Below are 20,007 nucleotides of genomic sequence, written 5' to 3'. Positions count from 1 at the left end.
CCATAGACCGACTCATAATATAGATATTAGTGTTACCAAATATTTGGTAATTCATTCTCCGTTCTATTGGAGTGCACCATTCTTCATGAAAATAGATCTGCCACTTTGTTACTAAACTCCCGTAAATAATAAAGGTATTGGTCTCCCCCATAGTTGTATCGCTTGTTATACATTTTTGACACCACCACATTATAAGCAGGTATGACAAGAATCGTTGGGCCGGTGACACCTAAAATTTGATAAGATCCTGAAGGTACCCTCTCCCCCAATTCACTTTTATCCCTTGGAACATCTTGAACGTACCAAAACAGACCGTTCTCAGGAAGGGTGGAGTCAGAATACGAAACATTTTGAATGGAAGTGGCAGTCTCAATTACTTTAGAGGGAACGATTTGTCTTCCATTCATCATGCCTTTCTGAACATGTAGCTGCCCCCAGAGAGCAAATTCCCTGGTAGATGCAAATAAATTCTTCTCCGTTCCATCTGAAGCTGACCCCAGTCCAGGTAGCGCAGGTTTATCGATGTGGCCGATGATAGGTACAAGATTTTCACCTGATTCCGTTCTCCATCCCGTTTCACTAAACCCCAAGGGAGTAAAAACCCTCTCGTTTAAAAGCTGTGGGAACCCTTTTCCATACAGTCGGTGAATTAATTTTGTCATAATGTCCACACCCACGTTACGGTATGCCCAGCTGCTACCGGGCTTGAATTCCCGAAACATGTATCCTTTTTCGTCGGTATCGAGTCCGTGGGAATGAGTTACAAGATGACGGATCGCTGTGCCTTCAAACAAATCCTTATCAAACTCAGGGAAATACTGAGTGATGGGATCGTCCAGACTCGATATATATTTATCATGTAAAGCGTAGGCAATCGTAAGGCCTAAATAGCTTTTACGGGCAGAGGCAACATTAAATTGAGACTTTTTTGTGATTTGAGCTGCATTTTTTTCATGGGAGTACCTGCCGCTATAATGCTCCAAAACGACCTGGTCATCTTTTATAATATAAAGGGATGCAGCTGAACTCCCGTTTTTATGTTTAATGTCTTCAACCCAGGAGATCAATTCCTTTAATGGTTCTTGGACGGTCTGTTTCAAGACTTCTTCCACTCGTCTGCAAGCATCCCATATACAATATGATCCACAAAATGATCGTAAATCCATTCTCTTTGCCTCAGCTTCCCTTCTTCCTTGAAACCAAGACGCTCGGGTATCGCTCGACTGCGATGGTTGAATTCTGCAGCGGTTATTTCGACTTTATTCATTTTATAGTATTCAAATGCGTATTTAGTGAGTCCCTTTGCCACTGTCGTCATAATTCCTTTTCCTTGGTAGCCTTCACCTAACCAGTAGCCGATGTACGCCACTTTGTTTGACCAATCAAGTACGTTGAATCCTGCTACCCCTACTATTTCATTTTGATAAATGATGCCGGTAGCTAAGCTCTTATTATTCGCGAAGCCTAAACGTGTACTTTTAATAAATTCCTTTGAATCCTCAACCGTTTTTGAGTAATCCACCCATGGGAGCCACTCACGTAAATACGATCTGGACTGATCAGTCAATTCGTGGATTCGTTCAGCATCCTGTATATCGAGAAGTCTTAATTCTAATTCGCCGTTTAGTTTATAAGTAAACATGTTGATTGCTCCTTTATCCTTTTTGGATGATGACTTTGTCTTGATATGAATCGAGGATTTGCATGACGATCGGCTTTTCTTTCCTCTCGTAGTGACGACTCCATCCATACATTTTTCTTAGCATCGTGAAGGTTTGCTTGTAGTTCCCTTCTTTGAATCCATATTTCTCTTCTACGTAGCGTTTGAGTATCCTGTAGTTCCGCTTCCATTTTGGTGTATCAAGAAAAATGATAAGCTCTGCCTCTTCAAGACATTTGTACATCCATTCTTGATAATGTACGCCTTCGATGATCCATGATTCTCGATTTAGTATTGAGATAAGTATGTCTCTTCGTTGGGCTTCCGTATTTCTACTATCACCATCGGGGTGTATTCTCCACATCACATGATCAAGCTCATAATAGGGGATCCCTCTTTCGCTTGAAAGCTGGCGAGCGAGTGTGGATTTTCCGCTTGCGACGGAGCCTATGATGTGAATTTTTTTAGCTGTGTTCATGAGAATTGCCGGTCTTTGACTAATAGATAATCCAAGATCACCTGTTTAAAGCAGTCGGCTTCCTCGTAATGGGGGGTATGACCACTATGTTTAAAATGAACGATCTCCCCATTTGCTGCATCTCTCTTAAATATTTCTACATGTTTTTCACATGTAACGGGATCGTATTCTCCTGTAAGAAGAAGCATCGGTGTTTCTATTAGCTTGATTCTATCTAGCAAACTGGTGAAAATGACTCCCTCTTCCCGGAGAAGATGATAGTGATGATCTGAACGGTCGTATAAGGTGTCCCATTCTTCGTCTGTGTAAGTAGCATAATAATCAGTAGGGTTATCAAAATTATGTGTATAGATTTGCATGCGGTGTTCTCCAAGTTCATCACTCAGCTTCATATAAATTTCTGTAAAATCTCTTGGAGAAAGGTGTTCCTCTGCCAATTTCATGGCCTTCCCTTGTAACTCATATCGATTGTATTTTCCGAATAATCGAGCGGTTTTTCTTAGTAGTCCCTTAGATGTCAGGGTGAAATCGAAGGTGGGACATTCGAAAATGACTTTCTCGATGGATTCAGGATACTGGGAGACGTATGCAAGAGCCAGAAACCCTCCAAAGGAATGCCCTATTACAGACCATTTATCGATTCCTAATTCTTTTCTGAGTGCTTCACAATCCTCGACCAGATCTTGAAAACCAAACTCTTCATTTTCTTGAATGGCTTCTGAACGGCAAACACCTCTTTGATCGATCGCAATAAGATAAAAATGTTTCCCTAATCGTTCACTTTGATGAAACGAGAAATCATAACAACTTTCACCGGGGCCACCATGCAAGTAGAGTAAGGCGGGATTCTCCTTAGAACCATGGGTTTCGACATAGATCCCTTTTTTTCGAATGGTCATTACATTTGCTTTCATTAATAAAAACTCCTTAACGAATTCTGTTCTTCATTAGTCTTCTAGAAGATGGAGGGGTTTTCCTTTATTATGTTGGAATATGTTGGTCCATGTCGGAATTGGTTTGATATAATACAGAAGATTGGGGGCGCAGAAATGGAAAAAATAAAACAAAATAAACTTATATATATCATGTTCTCCTTCACTTCTTTGATTAATTTTCTAGTGTTTTGGTTAGATCCGCAATCTTACATGTATTTGGTCATCAGTCTTATCTTTTTTCTGAATGCCTGTGTTTTCTTTATCAATAGCAGGGAGCCGGATGGCACCTACTGGAGACGTTGGGATACCATTCGGGAAAAGGGGAAGTGGTTCTTTTCAGTTGTATATGGGTCGTTGATTACTGGATTGGTATTTTCAGTGATTCTGTATGTAGTGATTAGAGACTACCTTCCCTTTTTAATCGTATGCTGTTTAGCAGGCGGATGGGTATGGGGATACATCATGTGGATGTTAAATGAAAAGCGGTATAATGTTTCAAAGAAATAAGCAGAAAAAACGTCCTGGGAGTAGGACGTTTTTTTATTGATTATTTGAATGTTTGAATGACCTTTCCTTTTCCACCTGAGACTTCTACCTCTCCATGTGCTCCATTGATAAAAGTAACTTGAGGAGGCTGATGCCCACAGTCAATATCATACACGATTGGAATCTGCATCTCGTCTGACAGCTCTTGATAGACATCTTCAATCGTATAATCACCAACAGGCGTGTTGGCGGCACTTCTTCCAAACAGAATACCGGAAGAATGGTCGAACCAGCCGGCTAATTTCATCTGTACAAGTGAACGGCGCAGATCAGCTGTCGTTAATTCACAGTTTTCAAAATACCAGAGGATGGGTTCATTCTTTATATGCTCCTCTCTAAAATCTGCTATATTTCCGTAAGGCGTTCCGACCAAGTGCCTGATGACATCTATGCAGCCTCCGAGTAGACGGCCATTGACCTTTACATCTTGATTTCCTACAGTTTTCCAAATAGTTGGCTCATTCAAATGAAAGACTGTTGGAGAAGGCTGGTCGTGATTCCATTCTTTTTGATAGTGTAGGGATGAATATTGACTTACAGATGATCCTACTTTCGCTGAGAGAACGGATTCCCATTGTGCCGTCGTTGGATCGGAGTATTCACCTCTTAAATCAACAAGATTGGTTCCATGTGCAGTGGCGATTCCGGTTTTTAATGTGAGTGCCAGTAAAAGCACACTGATGTCGGAATAACCCAGCACCCATTTCGTTTTGATATTTTCATAATCAATGAGGTCCAGGATTTCTATGAGAAGTTGACCGCCCCATGGTGGGATGATAAGGGAGATTTTTTCGTCCTGCAGCATTTGGTTCAATTCTGTGGCCCTTTTTTGAGCTGAGGAAGATTTAGCTTTATTCTGCGTCCACACGGTCTCTCCGCATTTTACGGAGTAACCTTTACTCTCCATTTTTACAATGGATTGCTTGACCATACCATGTAGTTCTTCAGGAACTCCCGATGAAGGAGCGGTCACGCCTATGGTTGCGTCATTTTTCAATAGTGGGTATGTAATCATAATCTTTCCCTCCAAACAGTTTAAATGATTTTACCAGATTAGAAGGTTTGAAACAAGAATTATTTTCCTATTTTTAATAGAGGGACGGACCTCATCCTATCACATCCCCCAATAAAATTAAGGATTCTCAAAAAAGTAAGGTCCGTCCCTCATTTTGACAATAATATGAACGATTTGAAAAGGTTGTGTTGATTTGGGGTGTTTGGGAGGCTTGTATGGTAAAATAATTTGGTTGCGTAAAATTGTTTTTTGGAGGTACTGATTTGAAAAAGAATACGGTAAAGCAAAGCCTGTCGGTTTTGATGATATCCCTTATGGCTATGACGCCTTTTCAACAAACGGCGCATGGTAAGATGAAATTAGATATAAATGCAGATGCTGCGATTTTAGTGGAAGCAGATACAGGTAAGATTGTGTATAAAGAACATGAAGATCAGCTCCTCGGGATTGCCAGCATGACGAAAATGATGACTGAATACCTTGTGTTAGAAGCCATTGAAGAAGGAAAGATTAATTGGGATCAAACGTATAAAGTAAGTGACAAAGTCTATCAATTAGCGAATGCACCAGGACTGAGCAATGTTCCCCTGCGAGCGGACGAAGAGTATACGGTAAAAGAACTGTATGATGCCATGGTAATCAAATCAGGAAATGGTGCAGCGATTGCTCTTTCAGAAGTGGTGGCAGGTACTGAAGGTGAATTTGTAAAGCAGATGAATGCCAAAGCAAAAGAACTTGGATTTGAGAATTTTCAATTTGTTAATTCTTCAGGGCTTAGTAACTACGATATGCTCGGCATGTTTCCAAAAGGAACCGATGTGAATGATGAAAACATGGTATCTGCTGAAGATATGGCTACTTTAGCATATTACCTCATTCATGATTTTCCTGAAGTATTAGAGACTTCGGGTCTCTCTTCCAAAATTTTTAGGCCGGGTACAGAGGAGGAACTCCTCATGAAGAATACAAACGGCCTATTAAAAGATAAATCTTATTTTTATAAAGGGGCAGATGGATTAAAGACAGGTACGACACCCTTTGCAGGTTCGACTTTTACAGGGACTGCAGAGCGGGATGGAGTCCGATATATTTCAGTCATTTTAGATGCCAAAGATGAATATGGTCAGCCCAGCAGTGCAGAGCGTTTTATTCAAACGACAGAACTTCTTGATTATGGATTTGATGAGTTTGAGACGGTAAAGTACAGCTTGAATGATATTGAAAAGAAAAAGGAACACACGTTAGACGTTCCAGACGGTAAGGAACAATCGGTTGCCGTCAAGATAGACAAGCCTTTATCTATTCGAGTAACAAAAGAAGAGAAGGATAAAGTGAAAGCTTCAGTCAAATTGGATGAAGATAAGCTTAACGACGATGGTACTCTTCAAGCTCCAATTGAAAAGGGTGAAAAAATTGGAGAAATGATGATCGAAACCCCGGAGAAGAACGAGTATATTTTTGATAAAAAACAACCTCCCTATAAAGTGGACATTTACGCAGCTGAGTCAGTAGAGAAGGCTAGCTGGCTAGTACGAAGTGCACGAAGCATTCAAGGATTTTTTGGGAATTTGTTTTAATTGAGCTGGCTCCAATAAAGATTTGATGTTGATTTTCTATCCAGTTCGTGTCAAGCTTACTAAGTTAAAGGATTTAGAAAGAAGGTGGCATAATGATCGAAGTGAAAATATCGTCCCTTAGTGACGGTGATCTTAATCGTGGCGTTTTTGCAAAAAGAGATATAGCCAAAGGAGAGCTGGTTCATGAAGCACCAGTCATCCCCTATCCCAATGAGGAACATGAACATATTGAGAAAACGTTCCTGGCGGATTATGTATTTGAATACGGAATCAACCATACAGCACTTCTATTAGGTTATGGAATGTTGTTTAATCATTCGTATACACCTAATACAACTTATGAAATAAATTTTGATAATCATACCTTCGACTTTTTTGCCTATAAAGACATTCAAGCTGGCGAAGAATTGCTGATTAATTATAATGGCGAAGTGGATAATGATGAACCACTTTGGTTTAATAAAGATAAGAACGAAGAAGAATAATATGAAAGGGACTTCCAACTGGAGGTCCCTTTTGTTTTACTGACGAATGATTCTCAGGAATTCAAGTTCTGGTTTCATTAACTTTGGCTCCCTATCTGATATTAAATACAAATAAGAGGGACGGACCTCTGATCTGCATTCATCATTTATAAAGATTGATATTTAGTCTTTTCTCCAGAAAAATTAAATTTCAGAGGTCCGTCCCTCTTCCAGCTTCTCCAGGATTCTTCTTTTACGGTAGAGCATACGGCCGGTTTCTCCTATGTCTGAGATCATGGATTTGTTGATGAAGGAGCCGAACAGGATGCCTGCGATGGGAATCATTTGGAATAGTTTTTTCCAGCCGAAGTTGTCGCGGAAGCTGACCATCACTTCCCTCCATCCTTGAAGCTGTGAAAGGGTTTGTTCTCTTCTCTCCATATCCTTTTTGTTGAAGTCCGAAAGCTCTTGAAGGATTGCTTGCTTCCCTACAATATCTGAAGAAACGAACTGTAGACATTTAATAATGAAAATACGCTCCTGCTGATCATTTGGGTCGTACCCATAACTTATGGCGATTTCCTGAAGAGTCTTAAGTGATATGCCCAGGATGAAAGGTATATCAATACTTAGAGTCAGGAACCCACCGATTCCCGTAGTCGCCCCCTGGGTCATCGCAACTTTCTTTCTCATACCCACGATCCCTTCACTTACTTCATCCATATCTGAAATGGCCAGCTTGGCGATGTCCTCTACAGTTAAATGAGGATTGTCTGTTCTCTTAGTAAATCGCTTAACTACTTCTTTCTCACTGGTAAGGTAGCTTCCACCTTTTTGTATATAGCTCCCTATTTCATCCAGTGCTTGTCCAATCTTGTTATGCACCATTTGAGGAGTGATCCGGTCTAGAATCATAAATGGAATACGGCCGAGCTTCTCCCAAAACCATAACCCTTTTTGATCATCTGCCCATTTATTTACAACTTCAAGTTCCCGTAAAAGAGCTTCCCTTGTTTCTGATTCGTGCATATAAAAGCACCCTCCTTCCATCATTTGTAAACCAAAAAAATAACAGGCAATGAAGAGCCTGTTATTTCATATTTATTGAACAATATCTTCGGTTTTTTCTTCTAGTATTTCAACTTTAATCGTGCGTACCCGACGATTATCAACTTCTTCTACGCTCACTTTTAAGTTTTCATAGTCGAAGCTGTCACCTTCTGATGGAAGATCTTCAAAGCTTTCAACGACCCAGCCGCCAATTGTATGGTAAGAACTTTCAGGCTCTGGTACATCGAGTAACTCTGTAAATTCATCCAACTGATATTGCGAATCGAATCGATATTCTTTATCGCTGATTTTTCTCATGGAATGTGTTTTTTCATCTTGCTCATCCCAGATTTCCCCTACAATTTCTTCCAAGATATCTTCAAGGGTGATGATTCCGGTTGTTCCGCCAAACTCATCCACTACAATGGCCATATGCACATTGTTCTTTTGAAGCTTAGTAAGAAGTGAAGAGATTTTGGCAGACTCAAATATAAACATTGGTTCCCGAATCAATTCCCGGATGTTTACTTCACCGAATTTGATTAAATGAGTGAAAAACTCTTTCTCTGAAAGAATTCCGATCACATTATCAATATAATCCTCGTAAACCGGAATTCTTGAAAATCGCTCTTCAAAGAACATTTCCTTAATTTCTTCAATCGGTTGATTCACCTCAACTGCCTTGACATCGATCCGGGGTGTCAGGACCTCGGTTGCAAGGATATCATCAAAGTCCATCGAGCGGTGAATCAATTCTCTTTCTTCTCTATCAATGACTCCTTCTTCTTCACTAATATCCAGCATCACTTTTAACTCTTCCTCTGTGACTGACGGCATCTCGTGATTTTTTGAGAAGAACTTCGATACCAACTCTTTTAATTTGATAAAAAAGAAGTTGATCGGTGTAAGAACTTTAATTAAGAAAAAGAGAACGCCTGATATGGTCAAGGAATAGGTTTCAGCATTTTCTTTTGCCAATGATTTCGGCAGGATTTCACCGAAAATCAGAATTAATAATGTCATAACAAAAGTACTGATGACAAGCCCTGTGTTTCCTCCGAAAATATCTGTCGCAAGTTTTGCTGAAATACTGGCTGCGGCGATGTTCACGATATTGTTTCCAATTAATATCGTGGACAATGCTTTATCAAAGTTTTCAGCAATATAATGAGCTTTAATGCTCCCTCTTCTTCCTTCACTTACAAAATTCTTAAGTCTAATCTTATTCACGCTTGAGTAAGCCGTTTCTGCCGATGAAAAAAAGGCAGATAAAAGAATTAATGCTCCTAATAATACTAATGAATTCAGTGGTATATCGTCCAAAAAAAAGTCACTCTCCTGTAGTTGTTTATCTATTATGCTGGATTAACCAGAAAAAACCATTAATGTTTGAAATAAGGCCAAAGCCTGTGGGGATACCTGCTTTAACATTCGTTTGCGCTCATCATCCCCGAGCGTTTCCATCGCGTGTAAAACCTCATGTAATTCGTTATGCAAGTGATTCATTTCATTTCGAATATGGTCTACTTGTTTTTCAAGAATCGATGGATCTACTTCCAAGGATTTCATTACCGTTAATCGATCTTTAATTTCATGTAACGTCATGTTCATCTGCTGACATTGTTCGATCATCTTTAAGTCAGCTAACGCTTCTTCGTGATAGTACCGGTAATTATTGTGTGATCGATCGCAATCCAGTAATCCTATTTTTGTATAATAATCAATCGTCCTTTTGGACACTTGACTTTGCTTAGATAGTTCTCCTATTCGATACAACTTCCCAAGGACATCACCTCTAGAGTAGTATACTTTATTTAAGGTAAACCGTACAGTTAAACGTTATGGTTTTATGTAAAAGGTATAAAGAGAACCTACCCCTTATTATGCTTGTCTGGATTGCCCCTTCATTCGTAAAGATGGAGAAAAGTGAAAAAGAGAGGCGAGAATGATTAGAAGAATCCCTATTAAGATAAATAGCCAAAAAAGAATGTTCCCACCTGTTGTGGGGGAGGACGCGATAAATGCACTCATCAAAAGATGCATCACTCCAAACAGAGTTAGAAATAATGGAAATCCCCGATGTTTAAGAATTCTGTATCCCAGTAGAACTAAAAGGTAACTGAGGCTCATCACCATAACGCTTGGAAACAGTGGTGAATACTTCACAGCGTACACAAAAAAATCAAGATCCACTATCTGCTCCCGGGTTAAGACGCTGCCGTGAATCATCTCACTGAACGGAGTTGAATACTTCCATTCCCAGGGATTATCCAACAACGCACTCCCTTCATACCAAGAAAACAATGCCGTGAACCCAAAGACCAACAAACCAACACCTATCTGAGACCAATACTTAATTGACATTAATATTCTCCTTTCTCATTTAAGAGGGACGGACCTCAAATTATTTCTATATTCAAATGAGGGATCCTGTGTTCAATGTATTTTAATTCAGAAAACAGATTGAAAAGAGGTCCGTCCCTCTTTTAACTAATTTCACCATAGTGAGAAGCTGAAAATCTCTCTTTTCCTTCAATTATATTAGCTGAATGGTTGTTTTCATAAAAGAAATGTCAGGAGGATCCCCCTGACATTTCTTCTTAATGACCACCTGTGAACCAGCTGCCAGCTTTCACACGTTCTTCTTCCTGTATTTGTCTTTCGTTTTCATTTCCTGCTTCAAAGGAATTCTTTGAAAACTTCCTTTTTAGAAGCCCATTGAGTACTCCGAATCCCACGGCAATACCGATGATCCACCATAGCATACGCTTCCCTCCCATTAAATGAGGATGTCTTTATATAGATTTCTTTATATATATGTACGTTTGAAAAATGGATAAGTTTCGTCTTTACTCAATTTGGGATTCCAACAAAAATCTTGGCGGTTCATTCCAAACAACTTAGCTTAATATAAAAGTAAGTACAAGAGGTCTTAAATCAGAAACGCAACCCTTTAGTACAAAGGATTGCGTTTCTGATTATTCCCCTTCTGATTCTTGTTCTGCTGTATCTTCAAGTTGATCGGCATTACGCACTTCTTCTTCAGTCGATGAGTCAAAGTATCCGTCTTTTTCGTATTGCTTCTTCAACTCGAAGTATTTGTCCATTGCCCGTTTGGCGATGGTTTTGTTTACGTAAGGATCTTTGTTCTGGTGTGAATAGGGTAACACGACTGAAAAGGCTACTTCCGGGTTGTTGTATGGTGCATAGCCGATTAGAGTGGTGTTGAATGTTTCATATTGTCTTTTTTCTTCCGGGCTATAATAGAAAGCTTCTGCGGTTCCTGATTTTGCTGCAGCGTCGTAAGGTGCATTTCTAAAGTTAGTCGCAGTACCATTACTTCCATGAGTGACTTGATAAAACCCTCTTTGTACTTGTTGTATTTCTCTTTCCGTTGCATCAATTCGGTTTAATACTTGAGATTGGTTTTCATATAAAAGGGGACCTACTTTTCCCCTTTCTTGGCTAGGTTCACGAATTTCTTTCATAATATGGGGCTGCATCCGGTAACCCCCATTTGCAATGGTTGAAGCATATTGCACTAGCTGTAACGGTGTGTACAAATCGTACTGACCAATGGCAAAGTCCATGAGTTTACCCGGTTCTATTTCGTTTCCCTTTAGCCCTTCTACTTCACCAGGGAGATCGATTCCCGTTTTAACTCCTAAACCAAACTGACTGTAATAATTTCTCATAATATCAAATGCTTCCGGGTTCATATCTATTGGTTGATCTCTCCGGTAGGTAGCACCAGCAATTTCAATTGCTGTTTTAAACATATAAACGTTAGAGGAGATTTCTAGTGCTTGTATATCACTTAAATACCTTGAACCGCTAAACCAAGATTTCTTAAGATCAGTTCCTTTTATCTTGATCGGCTCATCATAAAGCACATCTCCAACATTCAACGCTCCAGCCATATACCCCGTCAAAACAGTAGCCCCCTTAACAGCAGACCCTACCCCATACTCAGATGTGAATGTCCCTAAAGCATAATCCTGCATCTCCGTCTTTCCATCTGCATCCTTGCCATACTTCTTTCCGACCATGGAAAGGATTTCCCCTGTATGGGGATCCATCATGACAACAAATGCACGATCCAGGAATGGGGATTCCCAATATTGAGATGCCTGTTTGCTTAGCTCTTCTTCCACGATTTTTTCGATTTCTTTTTGAAGTTGAAGGTCGATGGTCAATACGACATCCTTCCCACTGTGACCCTCGCTGACGAGTTGTGTATCAAGAACGCTTCCGTTTTTTGTGATGTATTCGATTTCTTCCTTTTGACCTTTTAGGACGTTTTCATACTGGGATTCGAAATAACTCGTTCCAACGCGGTCGTTCAGGGCATATCCTTGAGCTTTGAATTCGTTGACAAGCTCACTCGGCAGACCTTGCTGTGAGGAGGAAACTCTGCCGAGTATAGTTCTCAACGTGCTATCATTCACATATTTTCTTTCCCAGTCCGTTGTAACATTCACGCCAGGTAACTCTGACAGGCGTTCGCTGACTCTGGCCATTTCTTCCATGGAAACATCTTTGTTTTTGATGATTTGAGGAGTAAGGGCGTACCCTGTGTTAAATTCGCGGAATATCGCCAGAACTTCCTCTTCTTGTTTATTAAAAGAACTGATGTCCTTTTTGGTTATTCTTTCGAGCTGCATCTCATAAACCTTTTTGTTTACATCATCTTTTGTAAGATCTTCATCATCTTCGAGTTTCTTCAATTCATCCTCTGACACCAGCTTTTCTGCTTTATCAGGATGACTCAGAAGCCAGAAATCCTGCCGATCCCGATCTGTAATTTTGTCTGGTTTCATTTCGATCAACTCTGCCAGATTTCTTGCTACTTTCAGCATATCCTCGGGCTTCGTCGTTTGTGTTCTGGTATAGGTGATTGCGTTTAATGGTACGTTGTCCACGATTACATTCCGATACCGATCATAGACTTTTCCCCTAGGTGGTGTTCCATTATGAGATTTGACATTTTCCGTTCTTGCCACTTCCGCTTCATAATGGTTCCCCTGCACGATTTGTACAATCCCAAGACGAAGAATCAGAAGGGAGAATAGAAAAAAGACCGAAATAAAAAGTAAATTCATTCTCAATGGGACATGGGTTTTTTTCTTTTTCTTCTTTTCCTTCAATTGAATGACCCCTTCTTAAGCTAGTATTTTACCAAAATATGATAATGTTCTAGTTCTATTTTATAGAAATTCAGACTATATTTCTACCTCTTTATGGAATAATTCCCAATTAACATACTCATATGGGGTATATTTCATAATCTAAAGAATAATGTGTGGGGGTCGGACATTGGGAAATATCATATGGATAATAAGGTTCGCGAAATATGTCGAAGAAGGCTTATAGACAAGAGGGCTTCTTTTCTTTTAGAATATAGTCGTAGAAAAGGTGTATAAAAGTGAAACCAAAGCTCTCCTTATTGCGTAGAATTGGTAACTAGATGAATGAGAGGTTGAATGGCTGTTATGTTTAGTAAACTGATGTGCAGGTTCGGTATTGGTGCAACAAAGATTGATTTGGTATTGAATAAAAAAGAGTTTTGCCCAGGAGACGTCATTAAAGGGGAATATGAACTTACTGGCGGACGAGTGGAGCAGAAATTAAAAAGGATCGAGACCGACCTTTTACAGTATGATCAGAATAGTGACCGCTCATCTGTTCTTCATCACAATACTATATTAAGCTCATCAACGATGAAAGCAAACGAACAACGCACCATTCACTTTTCGTGCAGACTTTCAGATTCTTTTCCACCGAGTAGTGACAATGTTTCTTATAAGTTCGTCACCCGACTGGTATTCGACGATGGTGTAAACAGTGTCGATCATGATGAGTTTCAGATAGTAGTATAATGTCAGAATTGAAATGAAGCCCTTTTTTATGAAGGGCTTTTATATTTTATTTTTCCCTAAAGAAAATCCCTCGAACAATCGTCCTCCGTGTGGTTCCAATACAGAGTCCACCAATCTTACAATGGTTTGTTTGTTCCCTTTTTGATAAAACAGGTCGAAAGCTTCCACAAAATCTTCTGCAAAGCTTTCATCATATTCCTTCAATGCCCGTGTTATCCATTTCGAGGCACCGATCCAATGACCTTGGGTTCTGAGAACAAACTCATGAAGGGATTCCCCAATAGAGCCCGCGATAAAGATGCTTTCTCCTCTTTCCTTTGATCCAATAAAATCATCCAATGCATCAGTAAGGAAATATCTCTTCATATCAATCGTCTGCCTGTTCCATTTGGGAGGTCCGTCCCTCAAAAGTTTATTTGCTTCTTCTTTGAGGCGTGGAATGATGGGGTGATCAATGATAGGGATTCCTTCTGATACCATTCTTGGCAATGAAGGCCGGGCTCTTTGGCAGTCTTTTTTGAAATAGACTTGAATTGTTTGTCTATTGTGGACGAAGGCTTCAATTGGCCATCCATGTAAGTTGAAAGATTCCCGGTATTCTGAACGGAGGCTCTCGTCAATGATGACAATATCTAAATCGGATGTACTTGTTTCTTCTCCCCTGACAACACTGCCACTAAGAAGTGCTGCTTGACATGTTGGAAATGTTTCTAATATAAATCTCTTGGCTGCTTCCATTGCAGGCAGTCTATTCATTTTTATCCCACTTTCATTATTAATTCTTTCAAATTTAAGAGACAGTTTAGTGAATAATCCGGCCATTCTTGGGGACAACAACAACCATAAATAAACAATCCCATTCGGTTCCATCTCCTACCGAACCATTCACTCTCTTTTAACCGATTCTGTAAATTCTTCTTTTTCCTTTCTGCGCCCGATGCTGTACCCAATAACAATACCGATAATAAGAATGAATAAATAATCCGTTTCAAACCCATTGGTGAAAAAGCCGGTGACCCCCCATCCTAGTAGTGCACCTACAATAACAAAAATAAGTGATTTCATATGTATGCGCCTTCCTTTCTAATAGAATCCAATCATGGTGAGCAGCCCCACTCCAATTACGGTTGTTAAACCACCTGTTACGATGGCAATGAACAATATTCGTTTTTGTCTGGTTTCATACCAGATACTACATGCAACCACGAGGGTGAGGATTATACCAAAGAACACTGCAGCGTATGGGTTAGATGGTGCTAAAAAGTCATTCCAGTTTAACCAGCTCATCTTGTCATCTCCTAAATTGTTAATTTTGTTAACATATACTGGACAGATTCCGGCAAGAACTTTTAATAGGAAGTGGCTCTATTTTTTCTGGGCGTGATGTCCTCCACTCCATGCTTTTCTAGCAGTGTTAAAATTCGATCCAATTGATCATGATCTCTAATCACTACAAATTGTGGTTGAATCCATTTGTTCTTTACCTTAACCCCTAATTTGTAGCCTTGATTGATTTTGTCATCCAGTCCGTACAGCTCGTGCCACTTAATAATCTTTTCTACTTTATATCCTTTAACCCTGCTCCAATGAACATAATAGCCATTCAGTATAAGGCCTTCCGCTAACAAATAAAAATTCCCGCGGTGTTTAATGGAGCTGATCAAAATGAAAAAAAGATAGACAATGCTAAAAATAGATTGATGAAGCATATCGGTCCAGTATACAACCGCTAATAGGGCAGTTAACAGGGTAATGACACCCACCGTCCCCCATTTCACCCACCGGTAAGATCTTGTTCCCTTTGTTAAAGGCTGCATCACCTTGAACTCGCTTGGAATCACAATACTGTTCATATCCTTTTCATTGGTTGGATACAGGGCATTGCCTGCTTTTTCGGCGGAAAATTTTAGGTTTAATCGAAACCGTATGAGATACACGATGCCGATGATGAAGATAGCGCTGAAGAATAAGTTGATCCACATAATGATGGCCCCTTTGTAGTGAAAGTAAAAAATAAGGATCGATATTTTGATTTATTCCTTTTCTATTTTACGATCAAATGTAGTATATAGTTTCATTTTTTTCCATAATCTTGACTTCGTTCTCATTTTGATTTTGTTTCAAAGAATATTTTTTCGATTGATTGCACTTCTAATAGTAACTATTTTCCATTATACAGAAAAACGACGGTAATTTGGTGTTTAATGAGGTCTGAATATATAGTCACCATTTTTTACTTAGAAAATATCCTAGTAATATTTACTAGATGTTAGTTTTATGGGATTAGTGGAAAGGTGGTAACAACTACCTGTTTCAAAATTAACAGAATTATATTTCAATAGAACTATGAAAACTTTAAAACTTTTATCTATCTTATTGTTGTCTGTCACTTTTGTCATTGGTTTTGGTCAAGCTTCTCAGGTTTCCGCAGCAGGTACGTATACTGTGAGCTATGGAGACACAATGTGGAAGATTGCCGTAAAGCATCAGGTTGGTGTATCAGAGTTGATATCGGCGAACCCGAATGTCAGCAACCCGAATATGATTTATCCTGGACAAACCCTTAACATACCAGGAGCAAACCACACTGCTGAAAGTTATACATACGAAGTGGTGAAGCTGGTAAACCAGGAACGATCAAAAGTTGGTTTACCTCCACTGAAGGAAAATTGGGAATTATCACGTGTGGCACGTTACAAGTCAGAAGACATGATTGCGAAGAACTATTTCAGCCACACATCCCCAACTTACGGCTCTCCTTTCCAAATGATGAAGGATTTCGGAATTTCCTATCAAGCAGCAGGTGAAAACATTGCCGCAGGGCAAAGGACACCTGCTGAAGTAGTTGAAGCCTGGATGAACAGCGAAGGACACAGAAAAAATATCCTTTCTCCGACATATACAGAAATCGGAGTAGGTTATGTGAAGGGTGGGTCGTACGGTCATTATTGGACGCAAATGTTTATAAAGAGATAAAGCAAGGAGACCCTCGATAGTCGAGGGTCTCTCTCTATTTTTTACAACTTTTCAGCAGAGCAATACGATGAAGTTCTCACAGATAAAATTAATAGATTTCCTGAACGACTTCTAAAATAACCGTGAAACATGTGTCCCCTAATGGAATGACATTTTGAATGAAAACATTGTGAGAGCCCGTTTCAGTTCTTTTGGTATCAACAAGGTTTTGTAAGGTTGCTGATAATGAATCAGTAACCTCAATATCGATAAAAAATTGTTCTTTCATTCTTTTTCCTCCTCTATTCTTACTTCTATATGCTCTCATACGAATTTAAAGGGAATATAGTTTCATTTTTAAAAGAAATAAAAAAGAGCCAACCGCAGTCGACTCTTTCTTACTATTAGAAAGTTTGTGCTAAATCCTTTGCTCTTGCAATCGCATTTGCTTTGATTTCTTCAGCTTTGTCAGGCATTGCTGCATGTCCTTCAACGAATAAGCCTTCGAATGAAGGAACTCCATAGAATTGCATCATCACATCAAGATAGCGGTGCCCCATTTCCATTGCTGCAGCTGGGCCTTCAGAGTAAATGCCTCCGCGAGCTTGAATATGAAGAGCTTTTTTGTCAGTTAATAGCCCAACAGGTCCCTGTTCTGTATATTTAAATGCTTTTCCGGCAACGGACACAGAATCAATATATGCCTTCATTGCTGGAGGGAAGGAGAAGTTCCATAATGGAGTAACGAAGATATATTTATCAGCTTCAACAAATTGATCTGATAATTCACCAAGTCGGCCAACTTTTGCCTGTTCTTCTTGTGAAAGTTCTTCAAATCCTTGCCCGGATTGCAATTTTCCCCAGCCACTGAATACGTCAGCGTCAATTTGTGGAATGTTTTCTTTGTATAAGTCTACATTCACAACTTCGTGAGTTGGATTTGACACTTTATATGTGTCAATAAATGCTTTTCCTACTGCCATGCTGTAGGATTGTGTATCATCATGCGGATGTGCTGTAATGTATAAAACCTTTGTCATGTTGAATCGTCCCTTTCTGATTGTGAATTTCTTCATCCAGTTCAATGATACCAACTTGATTGCCTCGAACTGAAATATTTTTAATTCGAGATTAATATTATAGGATATTTTCTTTAATATCAAATATAAAGCTTCAACAAAAAAAAATAAGGAATTAGTCATAGAAATTAGACTAATTCCTCCTTATTATCCTCATTAAGGATTGGGATATGTTTTTTGAAGAAAGTTCACAGATTGATTAATCAACTGTTTCAACACGTCTTGATCGATATCTGCTACTTTGTTTATGTACACGCAAGCTTTTCCTGTTGTATGTTTACCGAATGAATCCAATACCTTTTCCCTCTCTGGGTCCCCTGGGGCAAAATATAGACTTGTTTTCGCTTTCCTCGGTGAAAATCCGACTAACGGTGCATCCCCTTCGTGCCCGGTTTTATATTTGTAATGATAAGAACCGAACCCGATAATACTCGGTCCCCACATTTTCGCTTCAAACCCCGTCGTCTCTGTGAAAATATCCAGCAATTTGTAGGCATCCTCGCGTTTTTTTTCGTTCTCTAATGCTTCGATAAATTCAATCACACTACTGTCATTTTGTCTTGTTTTCAATTCATACATTCGACTGCCCCTTTCTGATTATCATATTTTATTCTACCCACATAGTTCTCTATTTTACAGCTTGATTCCTGCGTTAAGTTAAGAATATATCATGCACGGGATTGGATAAGTAAAAAAGGAATTCATTAGACAATACTTCTTTTATCGACTAGATAATCACCAAATAATTGAAACCATTCCAATAAATAATCGTAAATATACTATTAATAAACTGAGTGGAGGTACGAGCATGGGAATCCTGATTGGGATTCAACTAATTGTAATAGTTCTTTTTTCATTATTAGGGTGGGCAATTCGAATTAAAAAAAATTATGGGCTTATTTCGGGGTTTGCGGCGCGAAGTATGACAGAACAAGAAGAGTTGATCAAAAATGGTTATCCTCAAAAGACAGGATCCCTATTGATTTATACAGCTGTCGGAATGCTTATCCTTCTTCCCCTTGCTTTCACCTCTTTTCCATTTGTAATTGAAGTTCAATTTGTCTTTATGCTTGTCTTTTTAATGGGTGGTTTCATATATCTATCTAAATATGAGGTTTCAGGGAAAAGTAAAAGAAGTTTTTGGATTAGTTCTACATTGTTTGTGGTCGTTTTAGGATTTGTGAGTGTGCTCACTTATCTCGGGTATGAAAAATATGTTCTGATTGTTAAGGATGAGGAATTTGAGGTCACTGGTTTGTATGGAGAAGAGTGGCCACTTGAAGAGGTTGAAGAGGTTGAGTTAATGGAAGATATGCCTGAAGTCACCTGGAAAATCAACGGATTCGGTCTTTCCACCATGTCTAAAGGACAATTCAAAGTGAAAGGTTATGGGAAAAGCTTGTTGTTTATACACAAGGAAGCTCCTTATATTTATATCCGTGTAAATGATCAACATATCTTTTTGAATGGTGGAAACCCTGGGGAAACCAAGGAGTGGTATGAAGAGTTGAGTAAAAACATTGACTAGGTAAGGGGACATAAAATTTCGCGACTTCACCCCGACATCCAAATTCATTGACAACTCTCCACCCATCGATTATGATAGTCTCATAATTTAATATTCTCCTAAAGGGGAGTAGCTGTAACAGTAAAGTCGTCATTACAGAGTGATTCACTCTCGGCTTTATTGACAACCATGTTGTTAGCGAGACCTTTACCAGTTGGTGAAGGTTTATATATGTCTAAAAAGACCTTTACCAATTCCGGTAAAGGTCTTTTTCTATATCACTCTAATTTGAAAGGAAGAAATCAACAATGAAAAAATTAAAAACAAACCTCTCTCAACTAATAGAACAGAACAAAAATGAAATTTTAAACGATAAAAAAGAGATGAACAAAATCGAAGCTAAAATAGATAATAAATATACTTCATCAAAAAAGGAGAATGCCTAATGATTTTACGTAAATATATGTCTCTCTTTGGTATAGGATCTGCCAAGATTGATCTAGTTTTACCTAAAAACTCGTTCAAGCAAGGAGAACTTTTACAAGGATACTTCTTTTTAGAAGGGGGTATTATCGAACAAAAGCTGAGGCGGGTGGAATGTGACTTGGTGATGCTTGATAATAACGGAAAGGAAGAAAAAATCATTGATTCAACTACGGTTTTAAAATCAGATAGCATTAAGGCTGAGGAACGAAACAAATTATCCTTCACCTACCGGATTCCTAAATCTCTGCCATACTCTGAAGAAAACGGGGTTCGCTACCTTTTTAAAACGAAGCTGACGTTCGATCAGGGTGTAGAAAGCCTGGATGAGGATTACATTACAATCGATTGAAGCCAGGCTCCTTATTAGGGAGCCTTC

General features: G+C 39.1%; 26 protein-coding genes. 8 read left to right on the top strand and 18 right to left on the bottom strand.

The genetic code is table 11. The annotated features are described in order from the left end of the window. Positions 1–83 precede the first annotated feature (83 nt). Genes ACOSV2_RS05040 through ACOSV2_RS05025 form a run of 4 tightly spaced genes read right to left on the bottom strand, consistent with a single transcriptional unit; the run spans position 84 to position 3,052 of the window. Positions 84–1,112 (bottom strand): serine hydrolase domain-containing protein, encoded by a 1,029-nt coding sequence (locus ACOSV2_RS05040; protein ID WP_428974177.1) that lies wholly within the window; start codon positions 1,110–1,112, stop codon positions 84–86. Next, positions 1,097–1,642, bottom strand: a complete 546-nt coding sequence (locus tag ACOSV2_RS05035) for a GNAT family N-acetyltransferase (RefSeq protein WP_428974176.1) — start codon at positions 1,640–1,642, stop codon at positions 1,097–1,099. The genes ACOSV2_RS05040 and ACOSV2_RS05035 overlap by 16 nt, the downstream gene beginning before the upstream one ends. Before the next feature lie 13 nt (positions 1,643–1,655). Then, entirely contained in the window at positions 1,656–2,138 is a 483-nt protein-coding gene (locus tag ACOSV2_RS05030; protein WP_428974175.1) for a DNA topology modulation protein FlaR, read from the bottom strand. Then, complete coding sequence (locus ACOSV2_RS05025; RefSeq protein ID WP_428974174.1) at positions 2,135–3,052, bottom strand: alpha/beta fold hydrolase; 918 nt, start codon at positions 3,050–3,052, stop codon at positions 2,135–2,137. Before ACOSV2_RS05025 ends, ACOSV2_RS05030 begins: the two co-directional genes overlap by 4 nt. Positions 3,053–3,187: 135 nt before the next feature. On the opposite strand from ACOSV2_RS05025, the gene ACOSV2_RS05020 reads away from it, so the two are divergent. Further along, complete coding sequence (locus ACOSV2_RS05020) at positions 3,188–3,580, top strand: hypothetical protein (RefSeq protein WP_428974173.1); 393 nt, start codon at positions 3,188–3,190, stop codon at positions 3,578–3,580. 40 nt (positions 3,581–3,620) lie between these two features. Here ACOSV2_RS05020 and ACOSV2_RS05015 read toward each other — a convergent pair whose 3' ends face one another. Then, a complete protein-coding gene (locus ACOSV2_RS05015; protein ID WP_428974172.1) occupies positions 3,621–4,634 on the bottom strand; it encodes a S66 family peptidase in 1,014 nt (337 codons plus the stop codon). Positions 4,635–4,897: 263 nt separating this feature from the next. Here ACOSV2_RS05015 and ACOSV2_RS05010 point away from each other — a divergent pair, with 263 nt between their 5' ends. Next, positions 4,898–6,211, top strand: coding sequence for a D-alanyl-D-alanine carboxypeptidase family protein (locus ACOSV2_RS05010; protein WP_428974171.1), 1,314 nt, complete (start codon positions 4,898–4,900; stop codon positions 6,209–6,211). A gap of 92 nt (positions 6,212–6,303) precedes the next feature. After that, positions 6,304–6,696: an SET domain-containing protein gene (locus tag ACOSV2_RS05005; RefSeq protein WP_113967823.1), complete on the top strand. Its 393-nt coding sequence runs from the start codon at positions 6,304–6,306 to the stop codon at positions 6,694–6,696. Between the two features lie 183 nt (positions 6,697–6,879). On the opposite strand, the gene ACOSV2_RS05000 is transcribed toward ACOSV2_RS05005, so the two are convergent. The 6 genes from ACOSV2_RS05000 to ACOSV2_RS04975 all read right to left on the bottom strand — a co-directional run bounded on the left by ACOSV2_RS05000 (position 6,880) and on the right by ACOSV2_RS04975 (position 12,827). Next, positions 6,880–7,704, bottom strand: a complete 825-nt coding sequence (locus ACOSV2_RS05000; RefSeq protein WP_428974170.1) for an EcsC family protein — start codon at positions 7,702–7,704, stop codon at positions 6,880–6,882. Positions 7,705–7,776: 72 nt separating this feature from the next. After that, complete coding sequence (locus ACOSV2_RS04995; protein WP_428974169.1) at positions 7,777–9,048, bottom strand: hemolysin family protein; 1,272 nt, start codon at positions 9,046–9,048, stop codon at positions 7,777–7,779. A 42-nt stretch (positions 9,049–9,090) separates the two neighbouring features. After that, positions 9,091–9,501 carry a MerR family transcriptional regulator gene (locus tag ACOSV2_RS04990; protein WP_181778023.1) on the bottom strand — a complete coding sequence of 137 codons (411 nt, stop codon included), beginning with the start codon at positions 9,499–9,501 and terminating at the stop codon, positions 9,091–9,093. Between the two features lie 105 nt (positions 9,502–9,606). Next, on the bottom strand, positions 9,607–10,089 hold the full coding sequence (locus tag ACOSV2_RS04985) for a YjdJ family protein (protein WP_428974168.1): 483 nt from the start codon (positions 10,087–10,089) through the stop codon (positions 9,607–9,609). A gap of 236 nt (positions 10,090–10,325) precedes the next feature. Further along, on the bottom strand, positions 10,326–10,490 hold the full coding sequence (locus tag ACOSV2_RS04980; RefSeq protein WP_428974167.1) for a hypothetical protein: 165 nt from the start codon (positions 10,488–10,490) through the stop codon (positions 10,326–10,328). Positions 10,491–10,703: 213 nt separating this feature from the next. After that, a complete protein-coding gene (locus ACOSV2_RS04975) occupies positions 10,704–12,827 on the bottom strand; it encodes a peptidoglycan D,D-transpeptidase FtsI family protein (protein WP_428974286.1) in 2,124 nt (707 codons plus the stop codon). 381 nt (positions 12,828–13,208) lie between these two features. Here ACOSV2_RS04975 and ACOSV2_RS04970 point away from each other — a divergent pair, with 381 nt between their 5' ends. Then, complete coding sequence (locus ACOSV2_RS04970; RefSeq protein WP_148969021.1) at positions 13,209–13,604, top strand: sporulation protein; 396 nt, start codon at positions 13,209–13,211, stop codon at positions 13,602–13,604. Between the two features lie 39 nt (positions 13,605–13,643). Here ACOSV2_RS04970 and ACOSV2_RS04965 read toward each other — a convergent pair whose 3' ends face one another. The 4 genes from ACOSV2_RS04965 to ACOSV2_RS04950 form a co-directional block, all read right to left on the bottom strand. Continuing rightward, positions 13,644–14,360, bottom strand: coding sequence for a nucleotidyltransferase domain-containing protein (locus ACOSV2_RS04965; protein WP_428974166.1), 717 nt, complete (start codon positions 14,358–14,360; stop codon positions 13,644–13,646). A gap of 129 nt (positions 14,361–14,489) precedes the next feature. Further along, positions 14,490–14,669: a tRNA U-34 5-methylaminomethyl-2-thiouridine biosynthesis protein gene (locus ACOSV2_RS04960; protein WP_428974165.1), complete on the bottom strand. Its 180-nt coding sequence runs from the start codon at positions 14,667–14,669 to the stop codon at positions 14,490–14,492. Between the two features lie 18 nt (positions 14,670–14,687). After that, positions 14,688–14,891: a hypothetical protein gene (locus ACOSV2_RS04955; protein ID WP_428974164.1), complete on the bottom strand. Its 204-nt coding sequence runs from the start codon at positions 14,889–14,891 to the stop codon at positions 14,688–14,690. Positions 14,892–14,953: 62 nt separating this feature from the next. After that, the gene (locus ACOSV2_RS04950; protein WP_428974163.1) at positions 14,954–15,586 is read right to left on the bottom strand and encodes a hypothetical protein; all 633 of its coding nucleotides are present in this window, start codon (positions 15,584–15,586) and stop codon (positions 14,954–14,956) included. Positions 15,587–15,950: 364 nt separating this feature from the next. Between ACOSV2_RS04950 and safA the strand changes: the two genes are divergently transcribed. Next, on the top strand, positions 15,951–16,580 hold the full coding sequence (gene safA / locus ACOSV2_RS04945) for a SafA/ExsA family spore coat assembly protein (protein ID WP_428974162.1): 630 nt from the start codon (positions 15,951–15,953) through the stop codon (positions 16,578–16,580). An 88-nt stretch (positions 16,581–16,668) separates the two neighbouring features. Here the strand turns inward: safA and ACOSV2_RS04940 are convergent, their stop codons facing one another. The 3 genes from ACOSV2_RS04940 to ACOSV2_RS04930 all read right to left on the bottom strand — a co-directional run bounded on the left by ACOSV2_RS04940 (position 16,669) and on the right by ACOSV2_RS04930 (position 18,217). Further along, complete coding sequence (locus tag ACOSV2_RS04940; RefSeq protein WP_428974161.1) at positions 16,669–16,848, bottom strand: hypothetical protein; 180 nt, start codon at positions 16,846–16,848, stop codon at positions 16,669–16,671. Positions 16,849–16,963: 115 nt separating this feature from the next. Next, positions 16,964–17,599 carry an FMN-dependent NADH-azoreductase gene (locus tag ACOSV2_RS04935; protein WP_428974160.1) on the bottom strand — a complete coding sequence of 212 codons (636 nt, stop codon included), beginning with the start codon at positions 17,597–17,599 and terminating at the stop codon, positions 16,964–16,966. 195 nt (positions 17,600–17,794) lie between these two features. Then, positions 17,795–18,217, bottom strand: a complete 423-nt coding sequence (locus ACOSV2_RS04930; RefSeq protein WP_428974159.1) for a DUF1801 domain-containing protein — start codon at positions 18,215–18,217, stop codon at positions 17,795–17,797. A 229-nt stretch (positions 18,218–18,446) separates the two neighbouring features. Between ACOSV2_RS04930 and ACOSV2_RS04925 the strand changes: the two genes are divergently transcribed. The 3 genes from ACOSV2_RS04925 to ACOSV2_RS04915 all read left to right on the top strand — a co-directional run bounded on the left by ACOSV2_RS04925 (position 18,447) and on the right by ACOSV2_RS04915 (position 19,980). Continuing rightward, a complete protein-coding gene (locus ACOSV2_RS04925) occupies positions 18,447–19,166 on the top strand; it encodes a DUF3784 domain-containing protein (protein WP_428974158.1) in 720 nt (239 codons plus the stop codon). A 287-nt stretch (positions 19,167–19,453) separates the two neighbouring features. Next, positions 19,454–19,591, top strand: a complete 138-nt coding sequence (locus tag ACOSV2_RS04920) for an FbpB family small basic protein (protein ID WP_428974157.1) — start codon at positions 19,454–19,456, stop codon at positions 19,589–19,591. After that, positions 19,591–19,980 (top strand): sporulation protein, encoded by a 390-nt coding sequence (locus ACOSV2_RS04915; RefSeq protein WP_113967807.1) that lies wholly within the window; start codon positions 19,591–19,593, stop codon positions 19,978–19,980. The genes ACOSV2_RS04920 and ACOSV2_RS04915 overlap by 1 nt, the downstream gene beginning before the upstream one ends. Positions 19,981–20,007 lie beyond the last annotated feature (27 nt).

It is taken from the genome of Rossellomorea sp. DUT-2 (genome assembly GCF_052665285.1).
This window is presented reverse-complemented; position numbering and strand designations above follow the sequence as displayed.